The 14,297-nt window shown below is 63.2% G+C and carries 14 protein-coding genes; 9 read left to right on the forward strand and 5 right to left on the reverse strand.

The window, feature by feature from the left end; genetic code table 11:
- Positions 1 to 101 precede the first annotated feature (101 nt).
- From Q0687_RS26515 to Q0687_RS26525, 3 genes are all read right to left on the reverse strand, one after another.
- Complete coding sequence (locus tag Q0687_RS26515; RefSeq protein WP_298883559.1) at positions 102 to 1,040, reverse strand: glutathione S-transferase family protein; 939 nt, start codon at positions 1,038 to 1,040, stop codon at positions 102 to 104.
- 30 nt (positions 1,041 to 1,070) lie between these two features.
- On the reverse strand, positions 1,071 to 1,577 hold the full coding sequence (locus tag Q0687_RS26520; protein ID WP_298883560.1) for a cupin domain-containing protein: 507 nt from the start codon (positions 1,575 to 1,577) through the stop codon (positions 1,071 to 1,073).
- A 73-nt stretch (positions 1,578 to 1,650) separates the two neighbouring features.
- The gene (locus Q0687_RS26525; RefSeq protein ID WP_298883562.1) at positions 1,651 to 2,046 is read right to left on the reverse strand and encodes a putative quinol monooxygenase; all 396 of its coding nucleotides are present in this window, start codon (positions 2,044 to 2,046) and stop codon (positions 1,651 to 1,653) included.
- Positions 2,047 to 2,415: 369 nt separating this feature from the next.
- Between Q0687_RS26525 and Q0687_RS26530 the strand changes: the two genes are divergently transcribed.
- The gene (locus Q0687_RS26530) at positions 2,416 to 2,823 is read left to right on the forward strand and encodes a MarR family transcriptional regulator (RefSeq protein WP_298883563.1); all 408 of its coding nucleotides are present in this window, start codon (positions 2,416 to 2,418) and stop codon (positions 2,821 to 2,823) included.
- 236 nt (positions 2,824 to 3,059) lie between these two features.
- Here Q0687_RS26530 and Q0687_RS26535 read toward each other — a convergent pair whose 3' ends face one another.
- Positions 3,060 to 4,121 (reverse strand): isocitrate/isopropylmalate family dehydrogenase, encoded by a 1,062-nt coding sequence (locus Q0687_RS26535; protein WP_298883564.1) that lies wholly within the window; start codon positions 4,119 to 4,121, stop codon positions 3,060 to 3,062.
- A gap of 140 nt (positions 4,122 to 4,261) precedes the next feature.
- Here Q0687_RS26535 and Q0687_RS26540 point away from each other — a divergent pair, with 140 nt between their 5' ends.
- On the forward strand, positions 4,262 to 5,653 hold the full coding sequence (locus tag Q0687_RS26540; RefSeq protein ID WP_298883565.1) for an MFS transporter: 1,392 nt from the start codon (positions 4,262 to 4,264) through the stop codon (positions 5,651 to 5,653).
- Between the two features lie 9 nt (positions 5,654 to 5,662).
- Here Q0687_RS26540 and Q0687_RS26545 read toward each other — a convergent pair whose 3' ends face one another.
- Positions 5,663 to 7,858, reverse strand: coding sequence for a hypothetical protein (locus tag Q0687_RS26545; RefSeq protein ID WP_298883566.1), 2,196 nt, complete (start codon positions 7,856 to 7,858; stop codon positions 5,663 to 5,665).
- A gap of 391 nt (positions 7,859 to 8,249) precedes the next feature.
- Here Q0687_RS26545 and Q0687_RS26550 point away from each other — a divergent pair, with 391 nt between their 5' ends.
- Genes Q0687_RS26550 through soxA form a run of 7 tightly spaced genes read left to right on the forward strand, consistent with a single transcriptional unit; the run spans position 8,250 to position 14,228 of the window.
- Positions 8,250 to 8,699, forward strand: a complete 450-nt coding sequence (locus Q0687_RS26550) for a (2Fe-2S)-binding protein (RefSeq protein ID WP_298883568.1) — start codon at positions 8,250 to 8,252, stop codon at positions 8,697 to 8,699.
- Between the two features lie 11 nt (positions 8,700 to 8,710).
- The gene (locus Q0687_RS26555) at positions 8,711 to 10,894 is read left to right on the forward strand and encodes a molybdopterin cofactor-binding domain-containing protein (RefSeq protein ID WP_298883570.1); all 2,184 of its coding nucleotides are present in this window, start codon (positions 8,711 to 8,713) and stop codon (positions 10,892 to 10,894) included.
- Positions 10,895 to 10,951: 57 nt separating this feature from the next.
- Complete coding sequence (locus Q0687_RS26560) at positions 10,952 to 12,226, forward strand: NAD(P)/FAD-dependent oxidoreductase (RefSeq protein ID WP_298883573.1); 1,275 nt, start codon at positions 10,952 to 10,954, stop codon at positions 12,224 to 12,226.
- On the forward strand, positions 12,219 to 12,668 hold the full coding sequence (gene soxX, locus Q0687_RS26565) for a sulfur oxidation c-type cytochrome SoxX (protein WP_298883576.1): 450 nt from the start codon (positions 12,219 to 12,221) through the stop codon (positions 12,666 to 12,668). Before Q0687_RS26560 ends, soxX begins: the two co-directional genes overlap by 8 nt.
- Positions 12,669 to 12,676: 8 nt before the next feature.
- Positions 12,677 to 13,135, forward strand: coding sequence for a SoxY-related AACIE arm protein (locus tag Q0687_RS26570; protein ID WP_298883578.1), 459 nt, complete (start codon positions 12,677 to 12,679; stop codon positions 13,133 to 13,135).
- On the forward strand, positions 13,135 to 13,452 hold the full coding sequence (gene soxZ, locus Q0687_RS26575) for a thiosulfate oxidation carrier complex protein SoxZ (RefSeq protein ID WP_298883581.1): 318 nt from the start codon (positions 13,135 to 13,137) through the stop codon (positions 13,450 to 13,452). Before Q0687_RS26570 ends, soxZ begins: the two co-directional genes overlap by 1 nt.
- Positions 13,449 to 14,228: a sulfur oxidation c-type cytochrome SoxA gene (gene soxA, locus Q0687_RS26580; protein WP_298883691.1), complete on the forward strand. Its 780-nt coding sequence runs from the start codon at positions 13,449 to 13,451 to the stop codon at positions 14,226 to 14,228. The genes soxZ and soxA overlap by 4 nt, the downstream gene beginning before the upstream one ends.
- Positions 14,229 to 14,297 lie beyond the last annotated feature (69 nt).

The following is a 14,297-nucleotide window of genomic DNA, read 5'->3' on the forward strand; positions in this document are numbered from 1 at the left end:
CGGGAACATTTGCGCGGCCATCGCGAGCGGTGGATGAATTGGTTGCGGCTAGGGGACGCGCCCGACGACCAGGCGCGTCCCAAGTTACACATCCGGGCTGTCTAGGCCGCTTCCCTTTGAGCGGGAACCAAATCGAAGCCGACTGTTGGAAAGTGAAGATTCACTTTGCCGACCGAAGGGTCTTCGTGCCGGATCACGATCTCATCGGCTGTCCAGGCAAGCAGACTTCCATGGACGGGATTGCCGTAATCGTCGGGAGTCACGCTGACCCAGTCGCCGCGTCGAATGCCGGCATTCTGTGCCGCCGACGATATGCGGTCGGGCTCGCTCGGTGAAGTCACCCGGGCAACCTCGATCGCCTCATCAGGTGTCATGTCCGTGTGTTTGCCGTGCCCAAGGGCCGCAACTCGCGCGTACCAGGCGTCAACCACTCCCTCAAAGGCGATGAGGTCGACGATCTCCGGCCCGCCATTCTGTCGTGCAAACCAGATCGGGTGATAGGCCGACAGATCGGCCGCGGAAGGGTTCTGTCCCAGGACGAAGCTGCGGCCGTCAGAGAGAACTTCGGTGAGCCATGTGAGATGCGCCTTGAGCCGTTGCAGGTAGATCGCGCGCCTCGGAAGCAAGACCTGCGGGTCCAGGTTGACGCGAAAGAGAGGACGGCGCTCTTCGACCAGTTCCTGGGGGATTTTTCCGTCCATGTTGCCAATGGCCAGACAGACAGCATTCATGAAGGAGCCCTTCTCGATCCACCATCCGAACGCCTTGGCGAGTCCTTCCTGTCCGGCAGGATAGAGCGCGCCCGCGCCTCCCAACGTGTCGATCACGCGGAGAATGAGAAGCGTATCGCAATAGAACTCTGCCCCGATCTGGAGGATCGGCGTGCGCCGGTAGCCGCCTGTCATCGGGGTGAGTTTGGGACGCGGCGTCCAGACCGGGATCTCGACCGAGCGCCAGCTCTGGCCCTTCAAGCCGAGCGCCAGCCGAATCTTCTCGGAGTAAGGCGACAGCTGGTAGTGATGCAGAATGATCTCCGACATGCGTTCTCTCCTGGATTTCACCTGATTGGATTATTTCTGGGGTGCGGGTAGCTCGACGCCGAGAAACTCGAACGCAGAGTCGCCATTGGTCCAACCGTGCAACGTGTTGGGCTGGAAGACGATCACATCATCCGGCTTGTAAGTGACCTCCCCGATCTGCGCGCCGCCCTTGTCGTTCAGGGACAGCTTCCCGCTGCCGCTGATGACGTAGAGAATGTAAGGCAGAGGACCTTCGTGAACGGCGATCGAGCCTTTGGCGTCGACGTGTCCGCGCATCACATGGGTATTTGCACCCGGCAGCTCGTAGAGCTTCGCATAGTTGAAACCCTGGTTGGGCTTGCCGTCGGGCATGACCGGCACAGCGGCGAGTGCGGCGACGTCCTTCTTGGCGGCGATCACCTTGTTTCCCTGACCATTCTCGATGACATAAATTTCACCGGCGCGTGCTGGAGCGGTGACGACGACCGCAATCAGCGACGCCGCGGCATAAACGAGACCACGCATCTCTTCCTCCCGATTCATCTGCTCTGGTTTCAAATCAAAGGTCGAACACACTGCTCCGGGCCGCTGCCAGACAGCGACCCGTCGGCTGCGTGCAGCGGCTCACGGCTCAACCGCCGGTGCGCGCGTCCAGGAACAGTTGTGTGAACGGCTTTGCCAGAACTGGCTCGAGCTTCGGCACGATGGCCTTGATGTCGGGGGTGACCATATGCGCATCGAGCGCCGCCTTGTCCTTCCAGCGCTCGAAGGTCAGGAAGCGGCCTGGCTCCCCGATGACTTCCATCAGCGTATAGACCAGACATCCGGGCTCTTTCGCCGACGCTACGGCGAAAGGAACAAGAAGCGCGCGGAGGTCATCCGCCTTGTCCTTCTTGGATACAATTTCCGCGATCACGAAGTAGCCGCTCTGCCCCGCGGCCACCGCCGATGACGCGGAGAAAACTGCAGCTGCCATACCGCCGATGGCGGTGGCTCCCACGAATGCACGGCGGTCCATGTCCGACATGGCAATTCCTCCCCTCTGTTTTGTTTTCATTTGCAAGGCCGGCAGCCGGACGCTCCGCGGCCAGCTCCCCTCGTTTAAACGAGGTGCAAATAGTTTGCACACAAAATACTATGAGTCAAATTAACGAGGTACGATACAATGTAACAACAGAAAATTGCGATCGAACAGCTTGGCTGGCGCAGCGGCTAACGCTAGGATTTGGCTGAAGGAATGATCTGTTCTGCAGGCGGCCAGGCGAGAATGAAGACACGAACAACAAACACGCGACGGGACACCAGGAATCAAGACGGTCAGCACTCCATCGCGCCGGTCGAGATGCCCGGGCTCGATAATCACCTTTGCTTTGCGCTCTATTCCGCAAGCAATCACATGACGCGCCTGTTCGTACCGTTCCTCAAGAAGCTCGGCGTGACCTATCCGCAATATCTGGTTCTGGTCGTGCTCTGGGAACGCGGCGCGCGGGGAGTCGGGGACCTGGCATCGGCGCTCCAGATGGATCTCGGCTCACTCTCTCCGATGCTGAAGCGCCTCGAGGCCAAGGGACTAGTGACGCGGCGACGGCAGCCAGACGATGAACGGCGGGTCCTTGTCGGCCTTACGCCGAAGGGAGTGTCGCTTCGCCAGAGAACCGAACAAATGCTCGGCGAGTTCTATTGCTTCCTGAATATGCCTTTGGACGAGCTTTTCGACCTCAAGGATCGCCTGCGTCACTTCGTCCGCTCGGCGGGGCCCAAGGAGGAGAGAACGACGGCTGTCAAGGTGTCAGTGCCGGTCTAGCCTTCGTCAGGATGCAGCAGGCGCGGCGAACTCAAAGAGGGAAATGCGAGAGCCGGTGCAGCGGTCCGCCCAACGCCGCATGATGGTATATTGCCGGTGTTTTGCCCGACGCGTCAACTTGACCGGAGTGTCGGAGGTCGCGGCGGAGCTAACCGAAAAACTCCTTGTCCATCAGGGAGGCTCCTACTGTGCATGGGGTTGTTTTCGCGCCGATTGTTCAGCAACGCTGAACAAGTTCACATCGCCTGCAATATCTCCGCGATCGCAGCGCCCGCGGCGATCGTGCCGAGCCTGCCGCCGACATCACGTGTCGCCCTGCCCTCGCGAAGCGCCTTGGCCACCGCCGCCTCGATCGCGCGCGCCGCTTCCTCGTAGCGGACCGTGCCGCTCCGCTCGCCATGCCAGGCCAGCAGCAGCGCGGTCGAGAGGATCAGCGAGACCGGGTTGGCAATGTCCTGCCCGGCGATGTCAGGTGCCGAGCCATGCGCGGCCTGCGCCATGGCATAGCGGTCGCCGACATTGAGCGAGCCGCCGAGGCCGAGACTGCCGGAGAGCTCGGCGGTGAGATCGGACAGGATGTCGCCGAACATGTTGGTGGCGACGATCACGTCGAAGCGATCGGGGCTCCGCACCACATGCGCCATCATGGCGTCGACCAGGATGTCGTCGATGTCGAGGCCGGGATAGTCCTTCGCCGCCGCGCGGCAGATCTCGAGGAACATGCCGTCGCCGATCTTGAGCACGTTGGCCTTGTGCACGATGGTGAGATGCTTTCGTCGTTTCATCGCCAGCCGGCAGGCCGCGTGCGCGATGCGCTCGCAGCACAGGCGCGTGATCCGGCGCAGCGAGATCACGACGTCAGGCGTGACCAGCATCTCGCCATTGCCCTGCTCCATGTTGCGGTCGGCATAAAATCCTTCCGTGTTCTCGCGCACCACGACGAGGTCGAAATCACCGACGCGGCCCGGCCTACCCGCATAGGTGCGCGCGGGCCTGATGTTGGCGTAGAGGTCGAGGTTCTTGCGGAAGTGCCTGGACGGGTTGATCTCGCCATGCGCCTCGTCCTTGAAGTCGAAGGTCGCGGTCGGCCCCAGGATCAGGCCGTCGGCGCCGCGGACGATGTCGAGCAATTCAGGACGCACCGTGGTGCCTGACAGCTTCAGGCTCGCATGCCCAACCGCGTGCTCCTCCAGCCGCAAATTGAGCTGGAAGCGCTCCGAGGCCGCGCGCAGCACGCCCGATGTCGCGGCCGTGATCTCGGGTCCGATGCCATCTCCCGGCAGAACGACGATGTGCATGGTGATCCCCTCTTTTTCGAGAACGGCGACTGACCTTCGCGCATACAATGCATGCAACCATATGCCTGTGGAAGCCGCCACAAGCGTAGTACATGGCGGAGATCATCGAAGCCAGACCGCCGGAGCAAAGCGCTGAGGCAATGACATCAACGTTACCTGCCGCTGCGCGCGAGCCCGATCATTCCAAAAAAGCCGATGGCCTGCCGCCCGAGCGGCGACGCTGGGCGATTGCCGCGATCTTCACCGCGCTGGCAATGGCTTCGCTCGACACCGCGATTGCCAACATCGCGCTGCCCGCGATTGCCGCCGATCTGCATGTCAGCCCGGAGCAATCGGTCTGGGTGGTCAATGTCTACCAGATCGCGCTGGTGGCGACCCTGCTGCCGCTCGGGGCGCTCGGCGAGATCGTCGGACACCAGCGCATCTATCTCGGCGGGCTGATCCTGTTCACCATCGCCTCCCTGCTCTGCGCGGTCGCGTGGTCGCTGGACAGCCTGCTCGTCGCACGCACGCTGCAAGGCTTGGGGGCCAGCGGCATCATGAGCGTCAACACCGCGCTGGTGCGCTTCGTCTATCCCGGGCGGATGCAGGGCCGCGGCTTTGGCCACAACGCGCTGGTCGTCGCCACCGCCTTCACGTTCGGGCCCTCGATTGCCTCCGCCGTCCTCGCGGTCGGCCCGTGGCCGTGGCTGTTCGCCGTCAACATCCCGTTCGGTCTCGTCGCGACCGGCATCGGCTTTGCGATGCTGCCGAAGACGCCGCGCGCCGATCACGGCTTTGATTTCCTCGGCGCGCTGCTCGCCTCGATGTGCCTGGGCCTGTTCATCACCGGCATCGGCAGTGCCGCGCATAATCTCTCACCGATCGCCGTCGGCATCGAGCTGGTCGCGGCGCTCACACTCGGCTTCATCCTGACCCGCCGCCACGCCGATCATCCCGCGCCGATGCTGCCGATCGATCTGTTCGCGCGGCCGATGTTCGCGCTGTCGGCAGCAACGGCGGTCTGCTCCTTCGCCGTGCAGGGCCTCGCCTTCGTCTCGCTGCCGTTCTATTTCGAGGACGTGCTCGGCCGCTCGCAGGTCGAGACCGGTTTCTTCATGACGCCGTGGCCGCTGGTGGTCGGCATCATGGCGCCGATCGCCGGTCGCCTCTCCGACCGCCATCCGGTCGGCCTGCTCGGCGGCATCGGCCTCATTCTGCTCGGCCTTGGGATGGCCCTGCTGGCACTGCTTCCGGCAGGCCCGAGCATTCCTGACATCGTCTGGCGGATCATGATCTGCGGCATGGGATTCGGCTTCTTCCAGGCGCCGAACATGAAGGCGATCATGGGAAGCGCCCCGCCACATCGCGGCGGCAGCGCCTCGGGCATCGTCGCCACCGCGCGGCTGACGGGACAGACGACCGGAGCTGCCCTTGCCGCGGCGTGCTTCGCGCTCGCCGGTCACAACGGCGCCACCGTCGCATTAGCGCTCGGTGCAGGCTTTGCCGCGCTCGGCAGCGTGATGAGCTTTCTGCGGCTGGCGGTGAAGTAGGCCGTCTCTTCACGGTGCCTTCTGCGCGATCGGCCGGCTGACGGTGGTTGCCGTATCGAGCGGCTCGCATGTGATCGTGCGCCGCAGCTTCGGTGGACCTGCCCAGCCCGCAGTGTCGCTCACAGGTGCGAACGTGTCCCCTTGCGGAGCGAGAATGATCGGCTCCGACTTCAGGCAGGCATCGGGAAACGCGAGGGCGTGGCCCGCGCTCTTCGAGAAATGCCCGATCAGCATCTGCGACGCCTGTATCCGCGCAGCCGGCGAGGCCCGCATCGAACGATCGGGATCGAAGGCGCGATAGCACGGCCAGTCGGTGTGACCAGGCGCGAACTCATAGGTGATCCTGCAGGCCGCCCCCGCCGATTTCACGAATGGCGCATCCGAAGGCGCGGCGGCGTCGCGTTCGAACACCAGCGTCTGCAATGTCAGCGCTTCCGTCGTCGCATCCGGCGAGACCGGCTTGTCCGGATCGATTGCGATTTCACCGCGCGAGAACACCAGCTTCGTCTTGGGCTGAGCTTCCCGGCTCTCCAGCACCATCATGGGCCTTGCGGCCCAGGAGCGATCCAGATCCAGGTCCCTGCCATTCATCGTCAGCCGGATGGTCCCGACGCCGGGATTGTCCTTGGCGAAATCGACCGTCCGCAGGCGGACGGTGTCCTTCGATGCCTCCAGGCTGAGAAAGCGCAGATCGTCGATCTTGCGGGTGATCGGCATCATCGGATCGAATCGATCGTCGATGTTGAACCGGACGATCTTCTTCAGCTTGGCCAATGCAGGTCCGTTGGGCGTGGCCGGCGGCGCGACGTCGATCACGAGCATCGCACCATCAGGTGAATAGGTATCGCCGAACACACGCTGCCAGATCGCCGTCAGCGGCGAGTTGGTCCGCTGGTCGACATCCCGCGCGAAGATGATCTCCTGTCCGGGACGAATGACCGAAAAGTCCTGGAATGCGCCGAGTGCTGCGCCCTTGCTGACGTCGGCCCCGGAGAAGTTGATGCATTTGGACTGGTCATCATGACCGGATTGATCGACCGGCCTCGATGCCGAACGCGAGCAGAAGCTGAGATCATGGTCGACCGTCTTCTGCGGGCTGATGGCGACCGCGTAGATCGGGTCGCTCGCGCCAGGAACCTCCATCGGCAGCGGAGACGTCGCGAACATGTCGACCTCCACCATGCTCAACGACGAACCGGCATCTCTCGAGCAGAGATCCCGCCGTGGCAGCGTATTGGTGAGAAGCCGCGCGGCATCCGCGCCAACGATGCAGGACATCGTGTCCTGCGGATTGTTCCGGCTCATCCAGATCAGATGATTCCTGCCCGCACTGTCGACCAGCAAATGCGGCGCGGCATGACGACGACGCGGCGGCAGCCAGATCGGCACGGTCTCCGACAGCATTGGCTCGCGCTTGAGCAATGTCTCGGGCAGCTTCGTCACGCCGACCAAGCGCAGCTCGGCATCGACTTGGTTCGGATCCTGCGTGTATTCGAACACCGGCAGTTGTCCGCAAGTCATGCAGGTTACGGCGATGTCGGATCGAACGTTCTCGAACGACAGGATGACCTGATCCGGGTCGTCGCGATACTTGACGGGATCGATCGCCTTGAACGGATGATCCACGACGCGGCTCGCCTGGAAACCATCCGAGCGGAACGGATCGGATTCGAACTCGAAATAGGTCGATCGATCCCAGCCGCGAAAGGCGTTGTAGCCACCCAGGCTGACGCCCGCGAGAACCATCTTTGAATCGGTTTGGCAACGCGTCGCGCTACCGGTCCCACTGCCGTTGCGAATATAGGTGCACAGCCGGAACGCCGCATTTTGCAGGATGCGGTCGCAATCGTTCTGGTTATAGCCGTAAGTGGCGAGGCCGTGGCGGTAGCAGAGGTCATGAAACACGCAGGCCTGCCGGAAGCGCTGCAGGACCAGATGACGCCTGCCCCTGGAATCCCTGCTTCCATCGAAGAAGACGTTGGTCAGAGCAGGAAGACTGCAATTCAGCCCCTCCCCGCTGCCACCGATCGCGCTGACGACATCCGGTCCCGCTTCAAAGGAGGTGACCGTGGCGGGCATCTCCCCGTCGGTGATGTCGTCGACGTTCTTATAGAGGGAATCGGCGATCAATGAGGGCAGATAGTTGAAGACAAGGACAATCACGACGATCGCCAGGACCGAACAGCCGATCACCTTCCTCGACATGGCGCCCCCCTGCAAAACTATTCTCGTCGCAATGCCGACCGTGATCGCCGACAGGCGTGGAAAATCCGTTGCCTCGGCGCAACGGATGGCGCGGGTGTTATTATTCCGGGGCAATGATCAGCCCCAGGTTGTGGCGCTGTCAAGCGAGCGGCACAGTCGCAGCCCTGAATTTCGGGGACGTCAGGCCTGATGTCGCGCCGGCGGCAGCGACGGAACCTGGACGTTCGCGTGCCATCTCAAAGCGCCCACAACACCATCCGATCGATAATCTTCCCACGACCGCGAAAATCTTCGTGGCCACCCCTCAGACTATTGATTTGAAAGGTTGCAATTTGCCGGACACATTGCGCCGCTGAGTCCATCGGTGGATGGGCCAATCAGGGGACTTGCGATGGCAAACCTAACAATCAACGGAAAAACCTTCACGCTCGATGTCGAGCCGGATACGCCGCTGCTCTGGGCGATCCGCGAGAATGCCGGCCTGACCGGCACCAAATATGGTTGCGGGATCGCACAATGCGGCGCCTGCACCGTGCACATGGACGGTGTCGCCACCCGCTCCTGCGGGATTTCGGTTGCCGAGGCCGCGGGCAAAAAGATCACCACGATCGAAGGACTCGCCTCCGGCACGACGCTGCACAAGGTGCAGGAAGCCTGGATCGCCCAGGACGTTCCGCAATGCGGCTATTGCCAGAGCGGCATGATCATGGCGGTGGCGGCGTTGCTCAACGACAAGCCGAAGCCGACCGATGCCGATATCGATGAGGCCATCACCAATATCTGCCGCTGCGGCACCTTCCAGCAGGTGCGCGAAGCGATCCACACGATCGCAAGCGCGTAAGGAGCCGGCATATGAACAAGCACGTCTCTCCCAAGATGAACCGCCGCGCCTTCGTGATCGGCACCGCCGCGGTCGGCACTGGCCTCGCCATCAGCTTCGACCCTGTGTTTGGCGGTCCCGCCGTGGCTCGGGCGGCTGACGGCTCGCCCGAGGTCAATGCCTGGGTTGCGATCCGGCCCGACGACACCGTGGTGATCCGCATCGCCCGCTCCGAGATGGGCCAGGGCTCGCTGACCGGCCTTGCCCAACTCGTCGCCGAGGAGCTCGAATGCGACTGGACCAAGGTCACCACCGAATTCCCCTCGCCCGGCCAGAACGTCGCTCGCAAGCGCGTCTGGGGCGATTACTCGACCGGTGGCAGCCGCGGCATCCGCGCGTCGCAGGACTACGTACGCAAGGGCGGAGCCACCGCGCGCGTGATGCTGATCCAGGCCGCGGCCAATGAATGGAAGGTGCCGGCCTCGGAATGCACGGCCGCCAACAGCATCATCACCCACACGCCGTCGGGCAAGACCACGACCTACGGCAAGGTCGCCGACGCCGCGGCCAAACTGACGCCGCCGGCTGACGTCAAGCTGAAGGACCCCAAGGATTGGCGGCTGGTCGGCAAGGGCGTGAAGCGGCTCGACACCCCGGACAAGGTCACCGGCACCACCGTCTATGGCATCGACGTCAAGCTGCCCGGCATGCTCAACGCTGCGATCAAGGATTGCCCGGTTACCGGCGGCAAGCTGAAGAGCTATGACGAAGCCAAGATCGCGGGCATGAAAGGAGTGAAGAAGGTGCTGAAGGTCGGCGACACCGCAGTTGCGGTCGTGGCCGACACGTTCTGGCACGCCAAGACCGCGCTCGATGCGCTGCCGATCGTCTGGGACGAAGGTGAGAACGCCAAGGTCTCCAGCGCCTCGATCGCAAAGTGGCTGGCCGAAGGCCTCGATGGCGGCCAGGCCTATGTCGGCAATTCCAACGGCGACACGAAGGCTGCACTTGCCGGTGCCGCCAAGACGATCGAAGCCGTCTACAACTATCCCTACCAGAACCACGCGACGATGGAGCCGATGAACGCCACCGCGCTCTACACGGCCGACAAATGCGAGGTCTGGTGCGGCACGCAGAATGGCGAAGCCGCCTTCGCTGCCGTGCTGGAAGCATCAGAACTTCCCGCCGAGAAATGCGACGTCAACAAGCTGCTGCTCGGCGGCGGCTTCGGCCGGCGCGGCCAGACCGACTATGTGCGGCAGGCCGTGCTGATCGCCAAGCAGATGCCGGGTACGCCGATCAAGTTGCTGTGGACGCGCGAAGAGGACATGACGCACGGCCGGTACCATCCGATCACGCAATGCAAGCTCACCGCGGGCTTCGATGCCGACAACAATCTGACGGCATTCCACATGCGGATCTCCGGGCAGTCGATCCTTGCGAGCTTGCGGCCGGACGCACTCGTGAAGGGCATGGACCCGGCGACGTTCGCCGGCCTCAACGCAAAGGGCGATGCGCCGTTTGGATACTCGGTGCCCAATCTCCTGATCGAGCATTCGATGCGCAACCCGCACATCATCCCGGGCTTCTGGCGCGGGGTGAACGTGAACCAGAACGCCATCTATGTCGAATGCTTCATGGACGAGTTGGCGCATGCGGCAGGCCAGGACCCGCTGGAGTTCCGGCGCAAGTTGATGAAGGACCACCCGAAGCATCTCGCGGTGCTGGAGGCGGTGGCTGAGAAGATCGGCTGGAGCACCGCGCCGCCGCAGGGCATCTACCGGGGGCTTGCGCACTTCGCCTCCTACGGCAGCTACGTCGCGGCAGCCGCGGAAATCTCCGTGACCGACGGCACCAAGATCAAGGTGCATCGCATCGTCGCGGCGACGGATCCCGGCTATGCCGTGAACCCGGCCCAGATCGATCGGCAGATTGCCGGCTCGTTCGTCTACGGCCTGAGCGGCCTATTCTATGGCGGCATCACGATCAAGGACGGCGCGGTCGAACAGACAAACTTCGATACCTACGATTCGATGCGTATCGCGGCGATGCCGAAGGTGGAATCGATCGTGATGCCGAGTGGCGGTTTCTGGGGCGGTGTCGGCGAGCCGACGATCGGCGTTGCGGGACCAGCGGTCCTCAACGCCTATTTCGCGGCGACCGGCAAACGAATCCGTTCCGTACCGCTGCGCGATCAGAACATCACCTTCGCTTAAGGAAGCACCGCGGCGGCTATCATGGCCGCCGCGGCATTTTTGACTGGATGATCCCCGATGACCACGCGACCGATGACACGGCGGACTGCCGTGCTCGGCATCACCGCCGCAGCTGCGACATTGGCGCGGCCGTCTCTCCTCCGTGCGCAATCGACAGCCCGTATCGTCGTGGTCGGCGGCGGCTTCGGGGGAGCGGCCTGCGCCCGCGCGCTCAAGCGCATGCAAGCGGACCTGCAGGTCATCCTGATCGATCCCAATTCGGTCTTCACCGCCTGTCCGTTCAGCAACGAGGTGATCGCGGATTTGCGCGACATCGAGGCGCAGCAGTTTGGCCATGACCGGCTCGCTGCCGAGGGCGTCACCGTGATCGGCCAGACCGTGACCACCATCGCGCCTGCGCAGCGCAGCGTCATGACCGCCGACGGCGTCGCGCTGCCCTATGATCGTCTCGTGCTCTCGCCCGGCATCGACTTCCACTATGAAGCCCTCCCCGGCTATGATGAGGCCGCATCGGATAAGATGCCGCACGCGTGGAAGGCCGGCGCGCAGACGCTGCTGCTGCGCAGACAGTTGGAGGCGATGGACGATGGTGGCACGGTCGCCCTCGCGATCCCCGCCAATCCTTCGCGCTGTCCGCCCGCGCCTTACGAGCGCGCCAGCCTGATCGCACATTATCTGAAGACGAAGAAGCCCCGCTCGAAAGTGCTGATCCTCGATGCCAAGGACAATTTCTCACAGCAACGGCTGTTCGAGAAGGCGTGGAAAGAACTGTACGGCGACATGATCGAACGGATCGGCCTGTCGCAAGGCGGCCGCGTCACCTCGGTCGATCCCGCCACCAAGACCATCGTCACCGAATTCGGCAACTACACCCCCGATATCGCCAACGTCATCCCGCCGCAGCGCGCCGGCCACATTGCCGAGATTGCGGGTGCAACTGATGCCACCGGCTGGTGCCCGATCGACCCTGTCACTTTCGAGTCAAAGCTCGTCGAAAATATTCACGTCATCGGCGACGCCTGCCTTGGCGGCGCCATTCCCAAATCCGCATCCGCCGCAAGCGCGCAAGGCAAGGCGTGCGCAGCCGCCATCGTCGGCCTGCTCGCCGGCCGCACGCCGCAAACACCGCGGCTCACCGGCATCTGCTACAACACGGTCGCACCCGGCTATGGCTTCTCGCTCGCGGGCAATTACCAGCCCAAGGGCGACATCTTTGCCGAGGTCGAAGGCGGTACCACGAGCCCGGTCGATGCGCCGCGTGAACTGCGCAGCCGCGAAGCGGCCGAAGCGGAGCGCTGGTTTCAAACCATCACGGCGGACACTTTTGGCTAGGTCGAAGGTCTACATCGCAGTGCTGCTTGCCAGCGTCATTCACGTCGCCAACGCCGGCGCGGACGAACTCGTGCCCTATGAGATCACCGGCGACGGCATTACGACATCGCTCACCGGCGCGCCGGGCGATGTCGCGCGCGGACGCACGCTGGTGCTGGCGCGCACGACGACCTGCATCCTCTGCCATTCCGGCCCATTCCCGGAAACGCGGTTCCAGGGTGATCTTGCACCGGATCTCACCGGCGCGGGGAACCGCTGGACGGTGAGCCAGTTACGGCTTCGACTGGTGGACGCTTCGCGCTTCAATCCTGATACCATCATGCCGTCCTATTATCGTAACAAGGGCTTCGTCCGCGTCGGGCGAAATTACGCCGGCAATCCGATATTGTCGGCTGCAGAGATCGAGGACATCGTGGCTTATCTCGCAACGCTTCGGGACTAGGACTGCTCATGCCAACGACGCGACGACAATTCTTGTACCTGGCTGCCAGCGTCACGGTCATTCCGATCGTCACGCCGCGTGCGCTCGAAGCAACGCCCGCGATGCTCAACACCGCGATCCGCAACATCGTCGGTGAAGCCCCCATCCGCACCGGCAAGGTCAAGCTCGACATTCCGCCGCTGGTCGAGAACGGCAACACGGTGCCGATGACAGTCAGCGTTACAAGCCCGATGACGGCGGACGACTACGTCAAGAGCATCCACGTCTTCAACGAGAAGAACCCCCAACCCAACATCGGGAATTTCTACCTGAACCCGTCCTCCGGCCGCGCGCAGGTCTCGACGCGGATCCGGCTCGCCGACACCCAGAGAGTGGTCGCGATCGCCCGCCTCTCCGACGACAGCTTCTGGCAGGTTTCGGCGGACATTGTCGTGACGCTGGCCGCCTGCACCGAGGAGGTGAACTGATGGCCGCCCTCATCAACGTTCCCAGCAAGGCCAAACGCGGCGACATCATCGAGATCCGCACGCTGACCTCGCACATCATGGAAACCGGCTTTCGCCACACCATGGATGGTGCGCTGGTGCCGCGCGATATCATCACGAGCTTCACCTGCAGCTACAACGGCACCGAAATTTTTCGCGCGGATCTATTTCCGGCAATCGCCGCCAACCCGTATCTGTCCTTCTTCACGATTGCCAGGGAGAGCGGCAAGCTCGAGTTCGAATGGATCGGCGACAACGGCTACGCGTCCACGGCATCGGCATCGATCACGGTCGAATGATCTGGTGGCGCGCGATAGCGGTGGCGGCGCTCGTCGCCACGACCCCAGCCCTGCTGGCCGGCGAAATCCCGCCGGATGCACGCCGCTCCGGCTATTCCTTCGTGAGTCCTGATACGCGCGCCATGCAGGATGACGACACCTCCAATCCGGGAATGCTGTTCGTGCTCGATGGCGAGGCGCTGTGGGGCAAGAAGGTCGGCAGCGCCGACAAGGCCTGCGCGGACTGTCACGGCGATGCGCGAAGCAGCATGAAGGGCGTCGCGGCGCGCTATCCCGCCTTCGAAAAGGCTCTGGGGCGCCCCATCACTCTCGACCAGCGCATCAAGCTCTGCCGCGCCAATCATCAGCAGGCGAGCCCGCTGCCTTACGAGAGCCGCGACATCCTGGCGTTGTCCGCCTTCGTTGCTCATCAGTCGCGCGGCTTTCCGATCACCGCAGGCGATGATCCACAACTTAGTGCTTTCGTCGCACAGGGGCGCAGCCTCTTCATGCAGCGCGAGGGCCAGCTCAACCTGGCATGCACCAATTGCCATGACGACAACTTTGACAAGCACCTCGCGGGCTCGCCGATCACGCAGGCCCAGCCGACCGGCTATCCGATCTATCGGCTGGAATGGCAGACGCTGGGGTCCCTGGAGCGGCGCTTGCGGAGTTGCATGACCGGCGTCCGCGCCCAAGCCTATGATTACGGCGCGCCCGAATTGGTCGCGCTCGAGCTCTATCTGATGTCGCGGGCCCGCGGAATGCCGATGGAAACGCCAGCGGTGCGACCGTGACGCAGAAATTAGGGCTAGGCAGGCGTGGAACGGTCGCTAGTATCCCCCCAAAGAATTGAATCAGAGGGA

This window comes from uncultured Bradyrhizobium sp. (assembly GCF_936928535.1).
Taxonomy (GTDB): domain Bacteria; phylum Pseudomonadota; class Alphaproteobacteria; order Rhizobiales; family Xanthobacteraceae; genus Bradyrhizobium.